Source organism: Acinetobacter sp. NIPH 817, from assembly GCF_000368405.1.
Classification (GTDB): Bacteria; Pseudomonadota; Gammaproteobacteria; order Pseudomonadales; family Moraxellaceae; genus Acinetobacter.
In genome coordinates this window covers 79,529-103,895 of the sequence record NZ_KB849418.1, presented here as the reverse complement: position 1 = coordinate 103,895, position 24,367 = coordinate 79,529, and the positions used below count along the sequence as shown (strand labels likewise).

The window sequence follows — 24,367 nt, the reverse complement described above, 5'->3', positions numbered from 1 at the left end:
TCTTTTAAACGAAAACAACAATGGACAATAACAATGCAACTCAATCACTATCTCAATTTCCAAGGTCAAGCAGAACAAGCCTTTAACTTTTATAAATCAGTATTTGGTGGTGAATTCGGTATGTTAAGCCGTTATGGTGATATGCCAGCGCCTGAAGGTGTGACGTTATCGGAAGCCAACAAAAATCTGGTTCTACATGTTTCACTGCCAATTAATGAATACACTGTGCTTATGGCCTCAGATACAAATGATCAGTTCTGTGCGCCTAACAGCTTTTTTACCCAAGGAAATAATCACTATATCTCGATCAATCTTGAAAAAGATGAGCAAGAAAAAGCAAAACAACTTTTTGATACTTTATCTGTTAATGGCCAAATTGAAATGCCTTTAGAAAAAACGTTCTGGGGCGCATTGTACGGCGCTTTTACCGATCAGTTCGGTATAAAGTGGATGGTTAACTGCCAGCTCAATACCTAATATTTTCAATATTTAGCCCTTATAGAGATACTTAATATTTCTATAAGGCTTTAAACATCGATATTGGAATATTGTGCAATAATCATTAAACCTACAGTAATAAAACCAATTCCCACCCATCCTGCCACATCAATATTCTGACCAAGAAAAATCTTTGCTAAAAAAGCCGTCGCTAATACACCTATTCCAGACCAAAGCACATATAAGATTCCAGCTTGCATATACTTCAAAGCAATAGCAGCGCATGCAAAAGAAATAATATATAAAATCAGTGCAATACCTTGAGCTGTTTTATTGACTAATCCATTCCCCTTAGCAGAATAAAATGTTGAGAGTACATCTGTCGCAATAGCAAAGAGTAGCCACCAAGCACCGGGATTTATTTTTGAAATTAAACCTAACATTATTGTTCTTCAGTTGAGTCATATAAAAATTATTTATAAAAAAAGCTGAACCAGAGTTCAGCCTTTATATTTTAAAGTTATTTAAGCACCAGTTTGATAACTTGCTTGCGGTACGGCTGTTGAAGCTTGATATGGACGAGTAAAGTCTTGCAAACCAGCTGCCGCTTCTTGCACATCTTTACCTTCTTTAATCACAAAACTATCAAAACCTGAACGTTTTAAGTAGTTTAAGACATCCTTAAACACATCACCAGTTGCACGCAATTCACCTTGGAAACCTTGACGACGCAATAGTGCAGCGAATGAATAACCACGACCATCACCAAAACCTGAAAACTCAATGAAGATTGCATCAAGTTCACCTAATGGAAATGTGTGCTCTTCAGGTGAATCATTTACGGTCACATACAAAGCTTTTTTGTCTTGAATGTTTGCCAATTGATCGAGTTGAGCTGTTGTTACAACAACATCACCTTGTGGAACAACACCATCTTCAGCAATGATTTGATAAGTATTATCTGCAATCGTGCCATCTTTATAAAGCACTGGTAGAGCTGTATTAAGCATATGCGCGCTCCTTAAATGGTTGAATTCCTACACGGCGATATGTATCAACAAAACGCTCACCTTCAGTACGCAAATCAAGATAAGTATTTAATACTTCCTCAATTACATCTGGCACAGCATCTGCTGCAAATGATGGCCCTAAGATGTCACCGATTGATGCATCATGGTCAGAATTACCACCTAATGTAATTTGGTAGAATTCAGCGCCTTTCTTATCTACACCTAAAATACCAATGTTACCTACGTGGTGATGACCACAAGCATTCATACAACCAGAGATATTTAGATCTAAATGACCAAGATCATAAACTTTATCTAAGTCATCAAAACGACGTGTAATTGCTTCAGCAATTGGAATTGATTTCGCATTTGCAAGTGAACAGAAATCACCGCCCGGGCAACTAATAATATCGGTAATAAAACCAATATGTGCACGTGCCATATTTTGCTGTTCAAGCGCTTGCCATACATCGAACAAATCTTTTTGAGGCACATCTGCCAAAGCAATATTTTGTTCGTGAGTCGTGCGAAGTTCGCCGAAAGTATATTTATCAGCAAGATCTGCAATAAAGTTCATTTCTTCAGTGGTCATATCGCCCGGTGCGATACCTGCACGTTTTAGAGAAATCGTAACAATACGATAGCCCTTCACTTTATGCGCATGCGTGTTGATGTTGAACCACTGTTTGAATTTTGGATGCTCAGCAAATAAAGCTGTAAAGTCTTCATCTGCCAAATCTTGATAATCAAAAGGAGTGAATTCTTCATCCAGTTTTTTCAAGATTTCTGGCTGAATTTTTAATGCTTCACGTGTATGTTCAAATTCAGCTTCAACTTTCTGTGCAAATACTTCAGGCGTTAATGCTTTAACTAGAATTTTAATACGTGCTTTATATTTGTTATCACGACGGCCATGCAAGTTATAAACACGTAGAACCGCTTCTAAGTAAGCAATTAAATCTTCACGTGGTAAAAACTCACGAATAACGCTACCAATGATTGGAGTACGGCCTAAACCACCACCAGCCATAATTTTATAGCCGATTTCACCCGCTTCATTGCGCACGATGTAAACACCAATATCGTGAAATGCAGTTGCCGCACGATCTTTTTCTTCAAGTGCAGAAACAGCAATTTTGAATTTACGTGGCAAGAATGCAAATTCTGGGTGGAATGTACTCCACTGACGAATCAATTCACATGTTGGACGTGGGTCTGCAATTTCACCAGCAACCACACCTGCATATTGGTCAGTTGTGGTGTTACGAATACAGTTACCACTGGTTTGAATGGCATGCATTTGTACAGTTGCAAGTTCAGCTAAAATATCTGGCACATCTTCAAGTGCAGGCCAGTTCAACTGGATATTTTGACGGGTAGATACGTGTGCATATCCACGGTCATAAGCAGTTGAAACTTCAGCAACTTTACGTAATTGCTTAGAATTCATTAAGCCATACGGCACAGCAATACGCAGCATAGGCGCATAGCGTTGCACATATAAACCATTTTGCAAACGTAACGGACGATATTCATCTTCAGAAAGTTTGCCAGCTAAATAGCGTTCAGTCTGATCACGGAACTGAGCAACTCGTTCATTAACCAGCTGCTGGTCGAAATCGGTATATAAATACATGGCGTATGGCTAGTAGATTCATTATTAAGGCGGATAGCATAGCGAGCTTTCATTCATCAATAAAATGCTTTTTTTGCATATTTAATAACGGTTTTATTGATAAGCTTTAATATAAATCGACATAAAAAAGCCCGGATAAATCCAGGCCCTTTCTATAAAAGCTTTTTATTTGTTATCTGGTAAGGCATAGGCCACTAAATAGTCGCCCATTTTCGTACCAAATGAACCATGACCACCAGCCATGATCACAACATATTGCTTACCATTGATTTCATAAGTCATTGGTGTTGCTTGTCCACCCGCTGGTAAACGCGCTTCCCAAAGTTTCTTACCGTTAGTAACGTTAAACGCACGTAAGTAGTTATCTTGAGTTGCACCAACAAACATGACATTACCGGCAGTAGAAATTGAACCACCTAAACCAGGCACACCAATTTTCACAGCTGGTAACTGGAACAAGTTCGGTAAGCTGTCACGAATTGTACCAATACGTTTTTTCCATACTACTTCATGAGTTTTCAAATCAACGCCAGCTACATAGCCCCAAGCCGGTTGCTTACAAGGTAAACCAAGCGGAGATAAGAATGCGCTAATTTCAACACCATAAGGTACGCCGTACATCGGTTGTACACCCTGCTCAGTTCCCGCACCTTTTGCAGTTTGTGCACGGTTTGGATCAGCAGGAATTAAACGACTAACGAATGGCAAACCAATTGGGTTCATCACAGCAACTTGACGGTCAGGGTTAACTGACATACCGCCCCATTCAAATACACCTAAGTTACCAGGGAAAACTAAAGTACCGTTTTCAGATGGTGGCGTATAAATACCATCGTAATTTAGACGTTTGAAAGATACACGACACATGAGCTGATCAAGCATAGTGGCACCCCACATATCTTTATCAGTCAATTTATCTTGTGGAGCTAGGTTCAAGTCAGAGAATGGCTGAGTTTTTGAATAATGCTCGCCTTTAGTTTGTGGTCCACGCTTAACTGTTTGTGGAACTGGTTTCTCAGTTACAGGAACAATTGGTTGACCATTACGACGATCAAGAACAAAGGCGTTACCTGTTTTAGTCAATACATAGATTGCAGGAACAGTTTGGCCAGCTTTGTTTTTGATATCAGCTAAAGATGGTTGTGATGGTACGTCCATATCCCATAGATCGTGATGGGTTGTCTGGAAGTTCCACACTAATTTACCAGTTGAAGCATTAATCGCTAACATCGAGTTTGCATAACGCTCTTTCAACTCGGTACGGTCGCCACCCCAGATATCTGGAGTACCTACACCTGTTGGAACATAAACGATATCAAGTTTGGCATCGTATGCTAAAGGAGCCCACGCATTTGGTGAGTTATGAACAAAATTCGTACCTTCGCCCGGCATTGCATTTGGATCTGCTGCACCTGTATCAAATACCCAAAGGAGTTTACCAGTGTTAACGTCGTATCCACGAATTACACCAGATGGCTCTTTATTTGAGTAGTTATCGGTTACCGAACCAGCAATAACAACTGTTGAACCAGTCACGATACCAGGAGATGTTGGGTTGTAACCACCTGGGTAAGCATATGGCATAAACTCTTGCAAGTTCACTTCACCATTTTTACCAAAGTCAGTACATGCTTTACCAGTGTCAGCATTCACCGCAACTAAACGGCCATCATTCACAGGAACAAAGACTTTACGCGGACATTGTGTAGAGTCAGATTTCTTGCTTTGAAGACTCGTTGCAAACTCAGTTGTGTTGTTTGCATCGTAGTACATCACACCACGGCAAGTTAAATGCTGGAACGATTTATCCGTTTTAAGCTTCGGATCAAAACGCCATTTTTCTTTACCTGTCGCAGGATCAATTGAAATTAATTGCTGGTGAGCTGTACAGATAAACATGTTATTACCGATTTTAATCGGTGTAACCTGATTGGTCGTTTCGCCAGAGTCATTATCCGTTTTAAGATCGCCAGTACGTAAAGTCCAAGCAACTTTCAAATCTTTTACGTTTTGATCATTAATCTGTTTTAACGGAGAATAACGTACACCTGCCTGAGTACGACCATACGCTGGCCAGTCACTCTCTGCTACACCTGGAACTGCTTGAGCAGTTTCTGGTTGAGGTGTCTTGATTTCACCATTAATTTCTTGCGGATCGTTGAAGATAGAATAAACCATCAACAAGATTGCAATTGCTAGAGTTGAAGATAAGGCAACTTTACTTGATCCAAGGTTGCTGATTCCACGAGTTACGGCTGGAACCAATAACCATAAACCAAGAATACCTAAAATATCTAAACGAGGTGCAAGCGCCCAGAAGTCTGTTCCAACTTCCCAGACACCCCAAATAATGGTACCTAGCATTAAAGCAGCGTACACCCACAATGCGGTAGATGCTCGCTTATAGAGTTGCCATGCAACAATTAGGAGTAATACACCAGTAATAATATAGTAAATTGAACCGCCTAATGTAGCGAGCCAAATACCTCCAATTAACAGGAATAACGCTAATAACCCAATAATAATTACGGTAAAAGTCGTTAAACCTGATCTTGAAGTAGGTTGAGTCATAAACCACCTCTTATCAATCATCATTTTTATCGGAAAGATAGGCCAAGCTTTTCATCAAAAATCGGCCTATCAATACATCTAAAACAAAACTCAGGCATAAAGAAAAAACGGAAGGTCAGGATTATTCAATCAATGATTTAGCCCTCGACAATCCGTTTTCAGAGTAATTACGCTTAGAATGCAGTTGAGAATTTAATACCGCCTACCCAAGTGTTATCACCATTTTTTAATGCACCAACATGACGAACATATTGCACATTTGGACGGATAGTTAGCCAGTTTGTCGCATGAATACCGTAGTAAAGCTCGGTATTGTATTCAGTGTCGTATTCTTTATTTTGGACATCGTTCCAATCATCGTTGATATGGATACGTGCAACACCTAATGCCAATTCATCTTGAGGACGTTGATTGAGCAAACCTTTATAGACTAAGCCTACATTTTGCATATTATCAATTTTGTTGGTATCAGAGTCGTGGAACGTTAGGTTCACAAACCCAGTCAAACCACGGTCTGTTTGATCAACCGGCTGGAATAATTTTTGTTTTGCAGTTACCCACACCCCTTGCTTATGAGATGTTTGAGCCTTATTTGTAATTTCTTCGGCATCAGCAGTGCTGTAGTAATACCCTAAACGGTATTCACCAGCCATACTTTGAGCGCCTAATTTAGGTGACCACACTACTTCTGCTGGAATAATTGCACCGTGAGAGCCATCGGTACTTAGGTTAAAGCCTTTGCCTCGGTCCAGATTTTCTGGATTATATTCATATACACCTACTTGCGTATATAAATCGGGTTGCAAGTTATATTTAACGCGCATTGCCCATTGGCTGACTGGCCAGTTATACCACTGTTCGCCCACCCAGTTACCGACTTGTGAACCACAAAGCGCCAAGTTCTGGAAATCACAGTCAAAACTATTAAAGTCTTCACCTTCACCAAAACGACCAACTTTCACGTCTAACTTCTGGTCAAGAAATTTTTTCTTGATCCACAAATCGGTTAAACGCCAAGTTTGCTCACGCCCCCACACTTCTTGTGCCGAGCTTAAGTGCCCCGCTAAAGCTGGTGAATGTTCAGAAAGTGATTGCCCATCACGATAAGTTAATGTGATTTGAGCTTCAGTATCTTGCCACCCTAAAATTTTGTTTAAATCAAAATGAGTTCCTAAAGCAAGTTGCCCCGTATAAGCACTACCATGCGTTGATGTATTTTTTGAATCTAAAATACCGGCGTATTCGCCGGTATATCCAAAAGAAAAATCATAACCTTGTGCTTGTAACGCGGTGCGTTGACCGTTCCAATCACCCAACATCCACGGACTATTTGGGTCGAATGCAGCAGCAGCTTGTGCGTGCTGTATGAAAAGAGTAATTGATAAAACGGATAAACAGGAAGCCATCAAGGATTTATGTGTTTTCATGTTTACATACCTTTTATGTCTTTGTTTATAAAGGGTACGCTAATTTTATGTAAAGAAATTATTCAAAATGTTAATCAATTGATTAATCTAATAATAATCTTAATACACAGTGTCTAAGAAATAACCTCAGCTCTTTACCATTGTCCTTCACCAAGTTTTTGACCTATAAAGGAATATCTCATTTTTGATCTTGAAAACTTAATTGGGCAAGCCAACTGTGGTTCTGTATCTGCTGTATTATTCTGCAAAGGAACATCCACAATCCATCCACGTTGTTGTGCTAAGGGCGAGTTTAATGACTCAGTGAGACTTAAAACAGGTTCTACACACACATCAAGGTTTGCAAAAATTTCATGCCACTCTTTAAATGTTTTGCTTTTAATTTTTTCTTGAATCGCTTGTTTAACTTCCTTTCTATCTTCAACATCCAAAGAAGCGCCTTTTTGTAATAATAAAGGCAAATCAAGAGCTACGGACAAACCAGACATAAACTGTGGCTCAAGACTACCTATTGAAAGATAACGACCATCTTGAGTCATATAATAGTCATAGAAAATCCCACCATTGAGCATTCCATGCTCTGGAGCCTGCTCGACTTGTGCAGCGAGTGTGGCTGATGCAGCCATACTATTTAAGCTAGCAACACAATCAGTCATAGAAATATCAATATATTGCCCTTGTCCACTACGCCCGCGTTCAACCACCGCCGCTAAAATAGCAATCACTGCATGAAGTGAACCACCTGCAATGTCTGCAACTTGAATACCAAGTGGTGGCGGACCATTGTCTTGTCGGCCACTATATCCAGCAATACCAGCTAAAGCTAAATAGTTAATGTCATGCCCTGCTCTATCTTTATAGCTTCCTGTTTGTCCATAACCTGTAATTGAGCAGTAAATTAAGCGAGGATTAATTTCGGCAAGTGTTGAATAATCTAATCCTAGACGGCGCATAACATCAGGTCGAAACTGCTCTATGACAATATCAAACTCGGAAATTTTGGCTTTAATTAATTCGATACTTGCAGGATCTTTTAAATCAAGAACAATTGACTGTTTATTTCGGTTTAAATAACTATGTGCGGTTGCTTGCCCATTTGCATAGGGTGGCATGATCCGAATTAAATCTGGACGCGATGGAGATTCGATATGGATGACTTCTGCTCCCATATCGGCTAAGTACATTGTGGCAAAAGGTCCGGGTAAGAGTGTCGAGAAATCGAGAACTTTAAGTCCATTTAATGCTGTCGTCATCGTTTTTTTAACCACTATTATTCATATTTTCTTTTATATTAGTTAAGCAAATATTCTAAAACAATGTCATGTTCAGCCATTTACCTTGATCATTTCGGCAATTTAACATGTAAAAAGTGCTTTTACTCTGTTGTAAATCGCCAATTTATTTTTTTAGACGGTCATTTAGGTCAATTTAAAGTGAACATCAAAGAGACTGAAGGATTCAATATGAGTCGCGATACGATTAGCATCCACTTCGTGAATGCGGCTTTGACAGGCGTAAAGCGCCTTGGCATGGATGTTGAAATGCTCCTTTCACATGTGGGCATTGAAGCGGAATTATTACGTCAACCTAAAGCTCGAATCTCACCAGAACAATACACTCGTTTTATAAAAATGTTGTGGATGGTCACACAGGATGAACACGTTGGATTTGACGTACAACCACGTCGTCTGGGCACTTTTGCCATTATGTGTCAGTTGATTATTCACGCAAAAACATTGGGCCAAGCCCTTGAACTGTCATCTCAATTTTACAAATTATTTGGCGATGAATGGTCTGTCAGCCTAGAGCGTGATAAGCATGAAGCACGTCTAGTTCCACTCATTCCAAAAACTTTAGATCCAGATCATTTCATTACCGAAAGCATGCTTATGATTTGGCACGGTCTAGCATCATGGCTCATTGAACGCCGTTTGCCATTAGAGCGTGTTCATTTTAGCTACCCACGTCCTGCACATGCAGATGAATATGATGCATTATTTTTTGCACCAGTCATGCAGTTTGATGCACCACGCACTGAAATAACCTTTGCGGCTGATTATCTTGATTTGCCAATCCGCCAAGATGAAAAAACGCTAGAAGAATTCTTAAAAGCAGCACCTGCTCAGCTTTTAGTAAAATTCAAAAATACTAACTCGCTAACTTCTCGTATTCGTGAAGTGCTCAAAAGCCAGATTGGTGAAGAAATGCCAACGCTTAATGACGTTGCATCAATGTTGTATTTATCTCCTCAAACCTTACGTCGCCGCTTGGCTGCCGAAGGTAAAAGCTATCAAGGTGTAAAAGATGCCTTACGTCGAGATGCTGCAATTCACTTATTACTCAACCCTGAATTAACACTTGAAGACGTTGCTCAACAAGTTGGTTTTAGTGAAACCAGTACGTTCCACCGCGCATTTAAAAAATGGACGGGTGTAACCCCTGGCCTATATCGCCAGCTACACGGTTATCACTAATTCTTCAATCTATTTAAGTTTCACATTTAGCCCAAGTTCAACTTGGGCTTTTTTGTATTTCTATTGGCAAAAATCATCACCTGACTGGTGCGCTTATCGTCATTGCACTCGCTATTAAAACCAGTACACTCAAAACACAAATAAATTTTAAGCAATAAAAAAGGAACTGCTATGAGCGAGGCTTATATTATTGATGCCATTCGCACCCCACGCGGAAAAGGAAAAAAAGACGGCTCTCTTTATGAAGTAAAACCAATTACCTTACTCACCACTTTATTAAATGAATTACAGCAGCGCCATCAACTCGATACATCTAAAGTCGACGACATTGTTTTAGGCTGCGTAACTCCTATTGGTGATCAAGGTGGTGACATTGCCAAAACTGCAGCCATTGCAGCTGGTTGGAATGATGACGTTGCTGGGGTTCAAATCAATCGTTTTTGTGCTTCAGGCTTGGAAGCCGTCAACATGGCAGCCATGAAAGTTCGTTCTGGTTGGGAAGATTTAGTGGTTGCTGGTGGCGTTGAATCAATGTCACGTATCCCAATGGGTTCCGATGGAGGACCATGGGCGTTAGATCCTGAAACAAACCTTAAATCATCATTTGTTCCGCAAGGTATTGGCGCCGATCTTATTGCAACCTTAGATGGCTATAGCCGTGAAGATGTTGATAATTTTGCTGTGAAGTCACAACAAAAAGCAGCAGCAGCTCAATCAAATGGTTATTTCAATCACTCTGTCGTACCAGTAAAAGATCACGCAGGCGTGGTGATTTTAGATAAAGATGAGTTTATTAAAAGCAATACCACACTCGAAGGTCTAACGAAGCTCAACCCAAGTTTTGAAATGATGGGGCAAATGGGCTTTGATGCAATCGCTTTGCAAAAATATCCAGAAGCACAGAAAATTAATCATGTTCATCACGCAGGTAACTCATCAGGTATTGTTGATGGAGCAGCTGTAGTTTTATTGGCTTCTGAAAAAGCGGTAAAAGAACAAAATTTAAAACCACGCGCTAAAGTTTTGGCGACTGCACTAGTCGGTACTGACCCAACCATCATGCTGACAGGCCCTGCTCCTGCTGCACGTAAAGCTTTAGAAAAAGCTGGTCTTACTATTGATGATATTGACCTCTTTGAAGTCAATGAAGCCTTTGCAGCTGTTGTTATGCGTTTTATTAATGAGCTCAACGTCCCTGCTGAAAAAGTCAACGTAAATGGCGGTGCGATTGCTTTAGGCCATCCTTTAGGCGCAACAGGTGCCATGATTTTAGGCACACTACTTGATGAGCTTGAACGACAAGATAAAAAGCGCGGTTTAGCGACGCTCTGTGTTGGTGGTGGGATGGGTATTGCCACCATTATTGAACGCGTATAAAAATTAGGGATATAAAAGATGAGTGCAATTCAATACGAAAAAAATGCCGACAATATTGTCATTTTAACGCTTGATTCAACTGGTCAATCTGCAAACACCATGAATGCCGAGTTCCGTGACTCGCTCGATGAAGCGACTCAGAAACTTAAAACAGAAACAGAACTTTCAGGTGTTATTTTTCGCTCAGCTAAAAAAACTTTCTTTGCAGGCGGTGACCTAGATGAGCTGATTCAAGTTCAGCCGGAACATGCGACTGACTTTTTTAATATGGTTGAAAAGCTAAAAGGTCATTTACGTACAATTGAAACGCTAGGGATTCCAGTTGTTGCTGCATTAAATGGCACAGCACTTGGCGGCGGTTGGGAAATCGCATTAAGTTGCCATCACCGTATTGCAATCAATGACCTGAAAAGCAAATTTGGCCTACCAGAAGTTACTTTAGGTTTGTTACCGGGTGGCGGCGGTATTGTACGCATGGTACGTCTGCTTGGGCTTCAAAATGCATTCCCATTTTTAATGGAAGGCAAACAGTTCGGTGTTGATAAAGCAAAATCTTTAGGTTTAATTCACGATACTGCTGAAAATGAACAAGAGCTTTTAGATAAAGCAATTGCTTGGATAAAGGCCAATCCAAAGTCTCAGCAGCCTTTTGATGTGAAGGGTTATAAAATTCCGGGCGGTGATCCAAAAACTCCAGCAGTTGCACAAGTTCTTGCGATTGCACCAGCCATGTTAAGAGACAAAACCAAAGGTTGTTACCCTGCCCCTGAAGCGATTATGGCTGCCGCAGTTGAAGGCGCTCAAGTCGATGTAGATACTGCTTTACGTATTGAGTCTCGCTACTTTACTCAGCTTACAATAGGCCAAATTTCTAAAAATATGATCGGCACTTTCTGGCATGGTCTAAATGCAATTAAGTCTGGTGCGAGCCGCCCTGCCGATGTTGCAAAATGGCAAGCCAGTAAAGTGGGTGTGTTGGGTGCGGGCATGATGGGTGCGGGCATTGCTTATTCAACAGCCATTAAAGGCATTCCAGTTGTACTCAAAGACGTATCTATTGAAAATGCTGAGAAAGGCAAAGCTTACTCACAAAAACTCTTAGATAAACGTGTTTCACAAGGCCGCATGACCGCAGAAAAACGTGATCAGGTTTTATCGCTCATTACGGCTACTGCTTCAGCTCAAGATCTTCAAGGCTGTGATTTAATTATTGAAGCGGTATTTGAAAACCAAGAACTCAAAGCCAAAGTTACTCAAGAAGCTGAACAATATTTAGCTGAAGGTGGAATTTTTGCATCGAATACCTCCACCCTACCAATTACGGGTTTAGCTCAAGCAAGTAAAGATGATAAAGCGTTTATCGGTCTGCACTTCTTTAGCCCTGTCGACAAAATGCAGTTGGTTGAGATTATTAAAGGTAAAAACACCTCCGCAGAGACTCTTGCTAAAGCCTACGACTTTGTACAACAAATTGGAAAAACACCGATTGTTGTCAATGATAGCCGTGGCTTCTTTACCAGTCGCGTATTTGGTACTTTCATTCAGGAAGGTATGCGCTTGCTTGCCGAAGGCGTCCATCCAGCGCGTATTGAAATGGCAGCACTGAAAGCTGGTATGCCAGTTGGCCCACTCGCTATTCAAGATGAAGTGTCTTTAACCTTAACCGAGCATGTTGCAAGTGAAGCACGTAAAGCCTTGCAAGCTGAAGGAAAAGATTTACCTAAAACCTCTGTAGACGAAGTCGTTCACACCATGATTCATGAGCTAAACCGTAAAGGTAAGGCGGCTGGCGCTGGTTTCTATGAATATCCAGAAAATGGTAAAAAGCACCTTTGGAAAGGTTTAAACCGCTGGGAAAAAGATCATGATATTTCCGAGCAAGATATGATTGATCGCATTCTGTTTGTACAGGCGTTAGATACCTTACGTTGTTATGAAGAAGGCGTATTAGAGTCTGTAATTGATGCCAATGTCGGTTCTATCTTTGGAATTGGTTATGCACCTTGGACAGGAGGAGCAATTCAATTCCTAAATCAATATGGCACTGATAAAGCACAAAAACGAGCTGAAGAATTGGCTGCCAAATATGGTGAACGTTTTACACCTCCAACTTTGTTAAAAACCAAAGCTGAGCAGAAACAAAATATTCAATAACTTAGACTTACTGAATATTTAAAAACTGCATAAACCTTACCCATATAAATATATTTTATTTATATGGGTTTTTCTTTTATGACCTTTAAGATTTCAGCCTACTACCTAAATATGCTATAAATAGACTTCATTTTTGTGCTTCTATAGCACATTCGAGAAATCCTTATGTCCGATAAAAATTCTTCCGAGTCAGCAGTTCTAGGCTGGAAATTTGTTCTGATCGTTGGTGTTTTAAGTGCGATTTTCCTTGGCTTTTTCTATTTAGCAATGAGTAATGAACCTGACTATATGCCAGGAGCACAGCGCAAAGCACAACAAGAGCAAATGCAGCAAAAAGCTGAACACTCTACAGAGCAACACGCTCAACATGACGATATGCCTGAAATGGATATGCAAGAACATAAGCACTCAACTCAGTAATTAGATATTTTTCAAATGACAGATTTTTCCCGCAACGCGCTGGTTGTAGAGGGTGGAGGCATGCGTGGTGCCTTTACCAGTGGTGTACTTGACTCATTTTTACAACAACAGTTCAATCCTTTTGACTTATACGTTGGTGTATCGTCTGGTTCGACCAATGTGGCTAACTACTTGGCAGGCCAGCAAGGCCGCACTCTAACGTTTTATGTTGATCATTCACTTCGTCCTGAATTCATCGATTACAAACGCTTTTTTAAAGGCGGTGATTTACTTGATTTAAAATGGATGTGGGAAATTGGTGAGCAAGAGCACCCTCTTGATCAACAGAGTCTTTTCGCTAAAAATCCAGATTTTTATATGGTGTTGACGCATGCAAAAACAGGTCATGCGGAATATCTTCGTGCTGGTAAAGATAATTTACTAAACGCACTGCGTGCTTCTAGTTCAATTCCAGTGTTAACGCGTCATCCCGTCGATATTATGGGTGAACCTTATTTTGATGGTGGCGTTGCAGATGCCCTACCCGTTCGCTGGACGGCTCAGCAAAGTGACGTAAAGAAACTATTGGTTTTACGCACACGCCCGAAAAATTACTTTAAGGCGAGTAGTCGAGGCGATCAATTCCTAGCGAAATACGCGTTTAAACATCATTATGGTTTTGCAAACAGCTTACGTAGCCGTTGTGCTCGTTATAACGCTTCGGTCGATTTTGTTCGTGGTGAAAATCCAGAACAGCAAATTTTAGAAGTTTGCCCACCACCTCTTAAAAATATGGCTGGCCGTTTAACTACTAACCCGAAAAAGCTTCGTTATAGCTATGAAGTCGGCTTAGAAACAGGGCTACAGGCAATTGAAAGCTGGAATACAATGAAATAAATCCAACTTGAGATTTCTAAAAAGAAGTCTCAAGTTAATTCTAAAATCATATCAATATGTGGAATGCCACAGTCTTGGTAAACCTCACCTTGCACCTGAAAACCTAAAGCTTCGTAAAAAGCTGTTACATAGGTTTGTGCTGAAAGCTTTAAATAAGGCAGTTTATGACGACGCGCATAGTCAATGATATGCTGCATTAAAATTTTACCAATACCCTGCTTTCGATAAGGCACTAAAACAGCAACACGCCCTACGCTATGCTGTGGCAACAGACGTGCTGTAGCGATAGGCTGTTCTTTGTCATAAACAATAAAATGCAAAACTGTGACATCCAACTCGTCCCACTCATCTTCAGGCGCAATTCCCTGTTCTTGAATAAAGACTTGTTCACGGATGTATTTCGCATCTTTTTCGAGCTGTTCCCAACTACCCGCTATAATTTTATACATCCGCTCACCGTCCTAGCACTTGCAGCCAATATTTTCGATCAGCAACTGATCTTGTAATAACAATTCCAAAGTCTGTTTTTTAACACCGTACATTTCTTTCAATGCTTGGATTTGAGCCATAATCTTGGCATCAGGTTCAGAAACATTTTTGCGTTTCGTCGCCAAAATCATTTTGTTTTTGCTGGTATGTTCAAGCGATACAAACTCAAAAACTTTAGTTTCATAGCCATATGCTTTTAAAAGTAACGCACGTAAAGTATCAGTCAGCATCTCGGCTTGCTGCCCAGCATGAATACCAAACTGTAGCATTGGTTGTAAAACTTCTGGGCTATGTAATTGTGGGCGTAACTCTTTGTGACAACATGGCGCGCACATAATCATTGAAGCGTTTAAACGAATTCCAGTATGAATGGCAAAGTCAGTTGCAATATCACACGCGTGTAAGGCAATCATAACGTCTAATTTTTCTGGCTGATAACTACGGACGTCACCTTCAAAAAAGTCTAAGTGGTTAAAATGCACTTTGTCTGCAACATTCTGGCAAAACTCAACCAGATTCGGGCGTAATTCAACACCAGTGATTAATGGTGTTTTATGTTGTTCTTGCAAATAATCATATAACGCAAAAGTTAAATAACCTTTGCCCGAACCAAAATCGACAATGCGTAACTCTTGTTGAGATGCATCAATTTGCTCATAAGCACTGGCAAAGATTTCAATAAATTTATTAATTTGTTTCCATTTACGTGCCATGCTTGGAATGATTTGGCCTTTTTCATCGGTAATACCCAGCTCTTTTAAAAATGCATTCCCCTGCTGTACATAACGTTGCTTTTCACGATCATGGGCCTGAATCGTTTGAGTCGCATTTACTGCCTGTTTTTCCCCCATATTAAGCATGGCTTTTTTCTTATTTTTTTTAAGTTGAATTTCTTGAGTAGTCGAAAATAAGTTTGCTTGTTTACACTGAATGATCAATTGCTCAATTTGCTGCAAGCCTTGTTCAAATGAATAATTTTTAGTCACATCTTGGGTAGTATGGTGATATAAAGCTGAAAGCTGTTTTTGACCATGTAGTTCTACAACGCGGAAAGTAATTTTTTCCAGCTGAGCCAACTCTCCTTTATATTGGCTTAAGATCAATCGCTCAAAAGCTTGTTGGTCAAGCATTTGCTTGATTTCATGAAAGAATTGCTGTTCTTGCTCAAAGGAGAAAACCGACACGGATATACCTAAAAATGAAGACTCATATAAAATAGAAGTTTAAAGGGTCTAGGATTAAAAATAAAATAACTTTACGACTGTTTTGTATTTCTATACATTTGTATTTTTAATCAAAAAAATTAAACTTATGAGTAAATCTGTGTTGGAAACTTACGATCCAAAAGAAGAACTATTTAATGCCTACAGCCATGGGGCTGGTATTATTATGGCAGTTATAGCTTCTATGTTTTTAATTATAAAGGGATCTTATCTTTCAACTGCTCAGTGGATAGGTTTGTGGGTATATTCATTTAGTCTCATTCTAGTTTTCACCAGTTCTACACTCTATCATTTTGCTCAAACACAAAATCTACGCTACTGGTATAAGAAGCTTGACCATACAGCTATTTATTATTTAATTGCTGGAACGTATACCCCGTTCTTAAGCATCGCAATTCCTACTACAAAAGCTCACTATCTGTTGGTTGCACTTTGGAGCATCGCTGCAATTGGTACACTTTTCAAGTTAGTTTTTATACATCGTTTTCAAAAAATTTCTTTGCTAGCCTATATTTTAATGGGATGGCTTGCTGTGTTTGTAATGGATGACATGCGCACGTATTTAAGTAAAGATGCATTGATTTTCTTGATCATTGGCGGCTTAGCTTATACGGTTGGAGCATTGTTTTACGCGTTAAAAAAGGTAAGATATACCCATGCGATCTGGCACATTTTTGTGCTTTTAGGTGCAGGAGCACATTTTCTTGCGATCTATTGGTACATAGTTTAGTTCATTTTTCACTCTTATTCAGTGATCCTGAAAGAGTCATGGATGATGTTCTTTCACGCTATTCTTTTAGAAAAAATACGTCTTTAAAAGGAATAGTAAATTAAAAATAAATTTTAGCTGATATAAGGTCTTATATGGAGTCAACTTCTGCGACTGCTGCTCCAGCAGTAGCCACTAATTCAAAAACACGGGTTTTGTTTGCAAGCTTAGTCGGTACAACCATTGAGTTCTTCGACTTCTATATCTATGCAACTGCTGCCGTTATTATTTTTCCTCACTTGTTTTTCCCTGCTAGTAGTGGCAGTGCCGCAGTCTTACAATCTTTAGCAACCTTCGCCATTGCCTTTATTGCCCGCCCCATCGGTGCAGCAATATTTGGTCATTTAGGAGACCGTATTGGTCGGAAAGCCACATTGGTTGCAGCTTTACTAACCATGGGTATTTCAACCGTATGTATTGGTTTACTTCCTACCTATGCACATATCGGAATCTTCGCACCCTTACTATTGGCTGTATGCCGTTTAGGACAAGGCTTGGGTTTAGGTGGTGAATGGAGCGGTGCAGTATTACTCGCGACTGAAAATGCCCCAGAAGGTAAAAGAGCATGGTATGGCATGTTCCCACAGCTTGGTGCTCCAATTGGTTTTATTTTGGCAACCGGTTCATTTTTATTATTGAGTGCAACTATTCCTGAGCAAGCATTTATGCAATGGGGTTGGCGTATTCCATTTATTGCAAGTGCTGTATTAGTGATTGTGGGTTTATATATCCGTTTAAAACTACATGAAACTCCAGCATTCCAAAAAGTTTTAGATAAGCAAAAAGAAGTTAATATTCCATTTAAAGAAGTTATCACTAAACATACGGGTAAGCTTATTCTTGGTACGATTGCAGCAATCTGTACGTTTGTCGTGTTCTATCTTACTACTGTCTTTGCCTTAAACTGGGGAACCACAAAGCTTGGTTATGCACGTGGTGAGTTTTTGGAACTTCAGCTCTTTGCCACCCTTTGCTTTGCTGCATTCATTCCTTTATCAGCTATTTTTGCAGAAAAATTTGGTCGTAAAACAACCTCCATTGGGGTCTGTATTGCTGCTGCGATTTTCGGCTTGTTCTTCTCTAGCATGTTAGAGTCTGGAAATACATTAATCGTCTTCCTTTTCTTGTGTACTGGCTTGGCGATTATGGGATTGACCTATGGTCCGATTGGTACAGTTCTTTCTGAACTTTTCCCAACTTCAGTTCGCTACACAGGTTCAGCATTAACGTTTAACTTAGCAGGCATTTTTGGTGCATCATTTGCGCCACTTATTGCAACTAAGCTTGCTGAAACTTATGGTTTATATGCAGTTGGTTATTATCTTACTGCGGCATCACTTTTATCACTCATCGCATTCTTACTCATTCGTGAAACGAAAAATGATGATGTGAATAATCAGATTTAAAATTAGAAATTCTTATATAAAAAAGCCGGTTCAAAATTGAACCGGCTTTTTTATAAATATATGATCTTAATTTATTGATGCTGGATTCGAAGGCGCAATGCTATTTGATACAGCAGGAGCTGTTACATTACTCGCCGCAACAGCAGCTGGTCCAGCAACAGCAGCTTCACCAATAAGTGCAACTTTTGCTTTTTCTTGGCTCTTCACAGATAAAGCAGGGTTAGTTGCTACAATACGATTAATGTTTGCTGAGTTTGCCGGAGCAATCGCAGTCGTTTGTAAAATAATTGGGCGATTACCTGTGTTACCCAACGTATAGCGAATGCCTGTACGCGGGCTAATCACTGTAGTATTTTCTTGCTTCACTACAGCTTGAGCCGAAGTTGGGCCTTTTGCTGCAAGTACTTTATCAACCGTTGTCGTTTGAGGGGCTGAAGCTGCTTCTGCTGCGAAAACAAAACTAGGCACAGCAAGAACAGTTAAAAATAAAGGTTGTAATACTTTTTTCATTGTCTTTCCAACATACACTCTGGATGAGAAGTAAATAGCATTTAATGCTTAAAACTGCAAACATTATTCACAGGCTTACTACAAACATAAAAAAAGCAGAACAATAGTTCTGCTTTTTCCTTTAAGGCAGATTAGATCTTACCGTGACATTGCTTATATTTTAGTCCAGACCCACATGGGCATGGTGCATTACGGCTTTCTGGAACAGGGAAAGCTTGCTGATCATTAGACTCATTCATGTTTTCTTGAGAAAGTGTAACTTCACCAGTTAAACCATCCACATCGTCATGTTCAAAAGAAAGCTTCATTGATTCAGCTTGCTGCTGCTGTTGAGCTTCCATTTCTGCAAGTTCTTCTGGTGTTGGGATATGTACACGAGACAAATCAGTCACAACATCAGTTTTAATAACACCTAACATATTTACAAACAGGTTGAAGGCTTCTTTCTTGTATTCCTGTTCAGGATTTTTTTGCGCATAGCCACGTAAGTGAATACCTTGACGCAAATAATCCATTGCAGCCAAGTGATCTTTCCAATGACGATCAAGAGAGTTTAAAACGAAATGACGTTCAAGCATTGCTGCTGATTCCTCACCCATTTGAGCGCGGCGCTGGCGATAACGTTCAATTACTTCATCGCTAATACGCTCAACTAAACCTTCTTCATCTAGACGGCGATCTTGATCTAACCACTCTTGAATTGGTAACTCAATACCCAAATCAATACGTAGAGCGTTTTCCAAACCTTCAACATCCCACTGGTCATGAATTGACTCTGGTGGAATAAAGTTAGCAATCACACCTTTCATCACTTCGTGATGCATTTCTTCAACGTATTCTTTTAAAGTATTTTCAGCCAATACTTCATCACGTTGTGAATAAATGATCTTACGTTGTTCATTATTCACATCATCGTATTTCAATAAGTTTTTACGAATATCGAAGTTACGCGCTTCAACCTTACGCTGAGCATTCTCGATTGAACGACTCACCATTTTGTGTTCAATCGCTTCATTTTCTTGGAGACCCATTGCACGCATCATTCCGACTACACGGTCACCTGCAAAAATACGCATAAGGTCGTCTTCAAGAGACAAATAGAAACGAGAAACACCAGGGTCACCCTGACGACCCGCACGACCACGTAACTGGTTATCAATACGGCGTGATTCATGGCGTTCAGAACCAATGATGTGCAAACCACCTGATTGCAATACATCTTCGTGGTCTTGTTCCCATTGTGCTTTCAGACGTGCTTCATCTTCAGCAGTAGGATTTTCAAGTTTGGCAAGTTTCGCTTTCCAGTTACCACCCAAGATAATGTCCGTACCACGACCAGCCATGTTGGTTGCAATCGTTACTGCATTCGGGCTACCCGCCTGAGCAATAATGTCAGCTTCACGCTCATGTTGTTTTGCATTTAACACTTCGTGATGAATACCAGCTTGCATTAACTTAGAAGATAAAATTTCACTGGCTTCAATGGTCGCGGTACCAATCAGAATCGGTGCAACACCCTGCTCACGAATGTTGGTAATTTCCTGAATAATCGCATCGTATTTACCGTTACGGTTTAAATAAATTAAATCGTTTTGGTCATTACGTACCATTGGGCGATGAGTTGGAATAATCACAACATCAAGGCCATAAATTTCTTTCATTTCCGCAGCTTCAGTATCAGCAGTACCTGTCATACCTGAAAGCTTTTTATATAGACGGAAATAATTCTGGAATGTTGTGGTCGCTAGTGTCTGGTTTTCAGGCTGAATTTCCAAACCTTCTTTCGCTTCAACTGCTTGATGCAAACCTTCTGACCAACGACGACCCGGCATTGTACGACCAGTATGTTCGTCAACGATCACAACTTCACCATCGTGAATAATATAGTGAACATCACGTTGGAATAAGAAATGTGCACGAATAGCAGCAGACACATGATGAACAAGGCTCAGATTCGTTGCTGAATACAGGCTTTCACCTTCAGCCAACAGTCCCATTTGAATAAGCTCTTGCTCAACAGTTTCATAACCAATTTCGGTCATTTCAACTGAACGCTGCTTTTCATCAATCCAGAAATGCCCACCATCTGCAACTTTTTCTTCTTTTTGCGGATGTAATTTAGGGGGAATCGAATTAATTGCAGAATACAGATGCGAAGAGTCTTCACTTTGACCAGAAATAATTAATGGTGTACGTGCTTCATCAATCAAGATTGAGTCAACTTCATCGATAATTGCATAGTGCAAACCACGTTGTTTCTTTTCTGCTAAAGAAAACACCATGTTGTCACGTAAGTAGTCAAAGCCAAATTCGTTATTGGTACCATAGGTAATATCAGCAAGATAAGCTTCCGCTTTTTCAGACGGACCTTGCATTGAATAGATCGTACCAATAGATAAACCTAAAAACTCAAATAATGGGCGGTTCAACTCAGCATCACGCTGTGCCAAATAATCGTTCACTGTAATAACATGAACGCCTTCGCCACTTAATGCGTTTAAATAACACGCCAAAGTACCCATCAGGGTTTTACCTTCACCGGTACGCATTTCGGCAATTTTACCTTCATGTAAGGTAATACCACCAATAAGCTGAACGTCATAGTGACGCATGCCCATTACACGTTTAGCTGCTTCACGACAAACTGCAAACGCTTCTGGAAGTAATTTATCTAAACTTTCGCCATTATTATAACGTTGTTTGAATTCTGGAGTTTTTGCAGATAAGTCTGCATCGCTTAAAGCTGATATCGTCGGCTCGAGCGCATTGATTTGCTCAACAATTTTGCGCATGCGTTTGAGTTCGCGCTCATTTTTTGTACCGAAGATACCTCCGATCAGACTTGCCAACATGGATAAACTCTCTAAATCTTGCTTGGTCAAATGAATAAACTTTTTCTCAGTCGTTTATTATGGTGCCAGAAATTTGAAGTACAAGGGGTTTGCACAAAACCCCTAAAAAAAATCTGATAGTTAGATGAATGGTATTTCATTCATCTAGTCCCCCCTTAATGTATCTGGCACCTAAAAAGCACCATTAACGCTCATCTATTAAGCATAACTTCCGAGAAATCTAATTTAGCAAATTTACCTTAAAGTTACATTGATTAAGCACTTAAAATAATGAGTTTTAGTCATATATATTTACACTTATATAAAAATTTCATAATAAAATATAAAAACAATAATTTTAATCATAAAGTAAATGCTGCATATTCATTCAATCGAATAACAAATTATGAGCAATTGAGGAAATATCATGACACTACGATTAGGAGACACTGCCCCCGATTTTCAACAAGAATCGAGCGAAGGCCCAATTAATTTTTATGATTTTTTAGGGGATAGTTGGGGAATCTTATTTTCACATCCAGCCGACTATACGCCAGTATGTACAACAGAGTTAGGTTACACAGCAAAATTAAAAGATGAATTTACGAAGCGTAATGTTAAAGCGATTGCTTTGTCAGTAGACGATGTAGAGTCTCATAAGGGCTGGATCAACGATATTAATGAAACACAAAACACAACGGTAAATTTTCCAATCATTGCGGATAAAGATCGTAAAGTATCTGAGCTTTATGGTTTCATCCATCCTAACGCCAGTGAAACACTCACAGTGCGTTCTCTAGTGATTATTGATCCGAATAAAAAAGTTCGCTTAATTATTACCTACCCTGCTTCAACAGGTCGAAATTTTAATGAAGTCTTACGTGTTGTTGACTCATTACAATTAACTGACAAGCATAAAGTAGCTACACCAGCGAACTGGCAACAAGGCGAAGATGTAGTGATTGTGCCATCACTTAAAGACGAAGAAGAGATTAAACAACGCTTTCCTAAAGGTTATACAGCGGTTAAGCCTTATTTACGCCTCACACCACAGCCTGAGTGAGGATAAAGCGAGCAATGCTCGCTCCGAACGCAAGACAAGCGAAGCGCGTAGGCACACATCTTAAAAATTCCCTACAAGACAAACGAAGTGCGTAGGCAAGAATCAGAAGGTTTCAAAACAAGCCAACCGCGTAGTAAATCTTAAGCAAAATAAGTAAATATTCCACTCTTAAAAAGTCATCCAACGCGATGGCTTTTTATTTATGTATTGAATACACATGGTTTTTACTGCTCAGATCAGTTATAACTCGAAGCGTTTCGGTATAAAAAATAAAAATCATGATCTATAAAATTCATCATTTAAAGTGTGGCAGCATGTGCCCAGTTTGTGCCCCACTCTTTGGACAAAAGGGCTTTCGAGCTGAAGTCGTCTGTCATTGCCTTCTGGTTGAAACTGATAGAGGCTTAGTACTTATTGATACAGGCTTTGGCTTGCAAGATTACTTACATATGAAACAACGTCTAGGCTCATTAGTTAAACGTTTAGGCAAAATTGAGCCTAACCTTGAGTTTAGTGCCATTCAGCAAATCCAAAAGCTGGGGTTTAATCCGAAGGATGTGCAACACATCTTTGTCACTCATCTTGATTTTGATCATGCAGGTGGAATTTCAGATTTTCCACATGCCACTGTGCATGTTTTAGCTGCAGAATACAACGCAGCCCAACTTCCAAATTTTAAGGGCAAACTTCGTTATAGAACCAATCAATATAAAGATCATCGCTACTGGAACTTTGTTGAATACCAGCAAGGTGAAGCATGGTTCAACCTCGAAAAAGTAAAAGGCTTTCCTCTATTCCAAGATGAAATTTTAATGGTGCCTCTATTGGGGCATTCAGCTGGCCATTGTGGTATTGCCATAAAGCAACAAAATCAATGGCTATTATTTTGTGGAGATGCTTACTACTCACATCTAGAGTTAAACCCTAAAAATAAATTAAGATCACTCAATGTGCTGGAAAAAACATTTGCAGAAGATAATGAGCAACGCCTTGTTAATCTCAAACGCTTACAGCATTTAGCTCAACATGAGCCAACGATTGAAATAATTTGTGCTCATGATCCTTATGAGCTTAATCGGTATCAAACATGAAAAAAATATCGCTCATCACCCTTCTCATCTGTATAAATTTACAAGGATGTATGCAGCATGAAAGTATCGCCCATGAGCATCGACCACAAGATTGGGGAAGCTTAGTTTCTCAGACTCATAACTTTTATCAAATTAGTAAGAATGTTTATCGTAGTGAACAACCTGATACTGCAATGATTTCTGAATTAAAGAATCATCAAATTGGAACGATTATTAATTTACGGGCCAAAGACGCAGATACTTTAGTTTTTAAAAATGAAAATTTTAACCTTGTGCATATTCCTATCAACACATGGGCAATTAACCGACAAGATCTATTAGAGGTTATGCAGCAAATCAAAATTGCCAAGCAGAATGATCAGCGCGTTTTATTGCACTGCTACCATGGTTCAGACCGTACAGGCGCCAGCGTTGCGATGTATCGTATTATTTTTGAAAATTGGGCGATTGATGATGCGGTTAAGGAAATGAAACAAGGTGGTTACGGTTATCATATTATTTGGAAGAACATTGACCGTTTATTCACCCCTGAAAATGTAAAATGGATTCAACAAGAATTGTCGAATCCATCTTAACTACATCTTAAATAAACCTTAGATCAG

General features: G+C 39.7%; 21 protein-coding genes. 11 read left to right on the top strand and 10 right to left on the bottom strand.

Features of this window, described 5'->3' with window-relative positions:
- Window positions 1–33 precede the first annotated feature (33 nt).
- Window positions 34–477, top strand: a complete 444-nt coding sequence (locus F968_RS00500; RefSeq protein WP_004789211.1) for a VOC family protein — start codon at window positions 34–36, stop codon at window positions 475–477.
- A gap of 50 nt (window positions 478–527) precedes the next feature.
- On the opposite strand, the gene F968_RS00495 is transcribed toward F968_RS00500, so the two are convergent.
- The 6 genes from F968_RS00495 to F968_RS00470 form a co-directional block, all read right to left on the bottom strand.
- On the bottom strand, window positions 528–881 hold the full coding sequence (locus tag F968_RS00495; RefSeq protein ID WP_004789208.1) for a DMT family transporter: 354 nt from the start codon (window positions 879–881) through the stop codon (window positions 528–530).
- Between the two features lie 81 nt (window positions 882–962).
- Window positions 963–1,448 (bottom strand): DUF934 domain-containing protein, encoded by a 486-nt coding sequence (locus tag F968_RS00490; protein WP_004789207.1) that lies wholly within the window; start codon window positions 1,446–1,448, stop codon window positions 963–965.
- Window positions 1,441–3,084 carry a nitrite/sulfite reductase gene (locus tag F968_RS00485; protein ID WP_004789205.1) on the bottom strand — a complete coding sequence of 548 codons (1,644 nt, stop codon included), beginning with the start codon at window positions 3,082–3,084 and terminating at the stop codon, window positions 1,441–1,443. Before F968_RS00485 ends, F968_RS00490 begins: the two co-directional genes overlap by 8 nt.
- Window positions 3,085–3,249: 165 nt before the next feature.
- Window positions 3,250–5,655 carry a glucose/quinate/shikimate family membrane-bound PQQ-dependent dehydrogenase gene (locus tag F968_RS00480; RefSeq protein ID WP_004789203.1) on the bottom strand — a complete coding sequence of 802 codons (2,406 nt, stop codon included), beginning with the start codon at window positions 5,653–5,655 and terminating at the stop codon, window positions 3,250–3,252.
- Between the two features lie 173 nt (window positions 5,656–5,828).
- Window positions 5,829–7,061: a carbohydrate porin gene (locus tag F968_RS00475; protein ID WP_081399429.1), complete on the bottom strand. Its 1,233-nt coding sequence runs from the start codon at window positions 7,059–7,061 to the stop codon at window positions 5,829–5,831.
- Between the two features lie 155 nt (window positions 7,062–7,216).
- On the bottom strand, window positions 7,217–8,335 hold the full coding sequence (locus F968_RS00470) for a CaiB/BaiF CoA transferase family protein (protein ID WP_004789201.1): 1,119 nt from the start codon (window positions 8,333–8,335) through the stop codon (window positions 7,217–7,219).
- Between the two features lie 210 nt (window positions 8,336–8,545).
- Here F968_RS00470 and F968_RS00465 point away from each other — a divergent pair, with 210 nt between their 5' ends.
- The 5 genes from F968_RS00465 to F968_RS00445 all read left to right on the top strand — a co-directional run bounded on the left by F968_RS00465 (window position 8,546) and on the right by F968_RS00445 (window position 14,383).
- Entirely contained in the window at window positions 8,546–9,556 is a 1,011-nt protein-coding gene (locus F968_RS00465; RefSeq protein ID WP_004789200.1) for an AraC family transcriptional regulator, read from the top strand.
- A gap of 171 nt (window positions 9,557–9,727) precedes the next feature.
- Complete coding sequence (locus tag F968_RS00460; RefSeq protein ID WP_004789199.1) at window positions 9,728–10,933, top strand: acetyl-CoA C-acetyltransferase; 1,206 nt, start codon at window positions 9,728–9,730, stop codon at window positions 10,931–10,933.
- 18 nt (window positions 10,934–10,951) lie between these two features.
- Window positions 10,952–13,087: a 3-hydroxyacyl-CoA dehydrogenase NAD-binding domain-containing protein gene (locus tag F968_RS00455; protein WP_004789196.1), complete on the top strand. Its 2,136-nt coding sequence runs from the start codon at window positions 10,952–10,954 to the stop codon at window positions 13,085–13,087.
- A 165-nt stretch (window positions 13,088–13,252) separates the two neighbouring features.
- Window positions 13,253–13,507 carry a hypothetical protein gene (locus F968_RS00450; protein ID WP_004789195.1) on the top strand — a complete coding sequence of 85 codons (255 nt, stop codon included), beginning with the start codon at window positions 13,253–13,255 and terminating at the stop codon, window positions 13,505–13,507.
- 15 nt (window positions 13,508–13,522) lie between these two features.
- Window positions 13,523–14,383 carry a patatin-like phospholipase family protein gene (locus F968_RS00445; protein ID WP_034596020.1) on the top strand — a complete coding sequence of 287 codons (861 nt, stop codon included), beginning with the start codon at window positions 13,523–13,525 and terminating at the stop codon, window positions 14,381–14,383.
- Window positions 14,384–14,412: 29 nt separating this feature from the next.
- Here the strand turns inward: F968_RS00445 and F968_RS00440 are convergent, their stop codons facing one another.
- Both F968_RS00440 and F968_RS00435 read right to left on the bottom strand, forming a co-directional pair.
- Window positions 14,413–14,832 (bottom strand): GNAT family N-acetyltransferase, encoded by a 420-nt coding sequence (locus F968_RS00440; protein ID WP_004789191.1) that lies wholly within the window; start codon window positions 14,830–14,832, stop codon window positions 14,413–14,415.
- Between the two features lie 12 nt (window positions 14,833–14,844).
- The gene (locus F968_RS00435) at window positions 14,845–16,056 is read right to left on the bottom strand and encodes a class I SAM-dependent methyltransferase (RefSeq protein WP_004789188.1); all 1,212 of its coding nucleotides are present in this window, start codon (window positions 16,054–16,056) and stop codon (window positions 14,845–14,847) included.
- Window positions 16,057–16,183: 127 nt separating this feature from the next.
- Between F968_RS00435 and trhA the strand changes: the two genes are divergently transcribed.
- Window positions 16,184–16,825 carry a PAQR family membrane homeostasis protein TrhA gene (gene trhA / locus F968_RS00430; RefSeq protein WP_034596045.1) on the top strand — a complete coding sequence of 214 codons (642 nt, stop codon included), beginning with the start codon at window positions 16,184–16,186 and terminating at the stop codon, window positions 16,823–16,825.
- 134 nt (window positions 16,826–16,959) lie between these two features.
- Entirely contained in the window at window positions 16,960–18,270 is a 1,311-nt protein-coding gene (locus F968_RS00425) for an MFS transporter (protein ID WP_004789185.1), read from the top strand.
- A gap of 66 nt (window positions 18,271–18,336) precedes the next feature.
- On the opposite strand, the gene F968_RS00420 is transcribed toward F968_RS00425, so the two are convergent.
- Window positions 18,337–18,780, bottom strand: a complete 444-nt coding sequence (locus tag F968_RS00420; protein WP_004789183.1) for a hypothetical protein — start codon at window positions 18,778–18,780, stop codon at window positions 18,337–18,339.
- A gap of 131 nt (window positions 18,781–18,911) precedes the next feature.
- The gene (gene secA, locus F968_RS00415; RefSeq protein ID WP_004789181.1) at window positions 18,912–21,632 is read right to left on the bottom strand and encodes a preprotein translocase subunit SecA; all 2,721 of its coding nucleotides are present in this window, start codon (window positions 21,630–21,632) and stop codon (window positions 18,912–18,914) included.
- 406 nt (window positions 21,633–22,038) lie between these two features.
- On the opposite strand from secA, the gene F968_RS00410 reads away from it, so the two are divergent.
- The 3 genes from F968_RS00410 (at window position 22,039) to F968_RS00400 (ending at window position 24,340) form a co-directional block, all read left to right on the top strand.
- Entirely contained in the window at window positions 22,039–22,674 is a 636-nt protein-coding gene (locus tag F968_RS00410; RefSeq protein ID WP_004789179.1) for a peroxiredoxin, read from the top strand.
- 278 nt (window positions 22,675–22,952) lie between these two features.
- Window positions 22,953–23,765: an MBL fold metallo-hydrolase gene (locus F968_RS00405; protein ID WP_212749647.1), complete on the top strand. Its 813-nt coding sequence runs from the start codon at window positions 22,953–22,955 to the stop codon at window positions 23,763–23,765.
- Complete coding sequence (locus tag F968_RS00400) at window positions 23,762–24,340, top strand: dual specificity protein phosphatase family protein (protein WP_004789176.1); 579 nt, start codon at window positions 23,762–23,764, stop codon at window positions 24,338–24,340. Before F968_RS00405 ends, F968_RS00400 begins: the two co-directional genes overlap by 4 nt.
- Window positions 24,341–24,367: the final 27 nt, after the last annotated feature.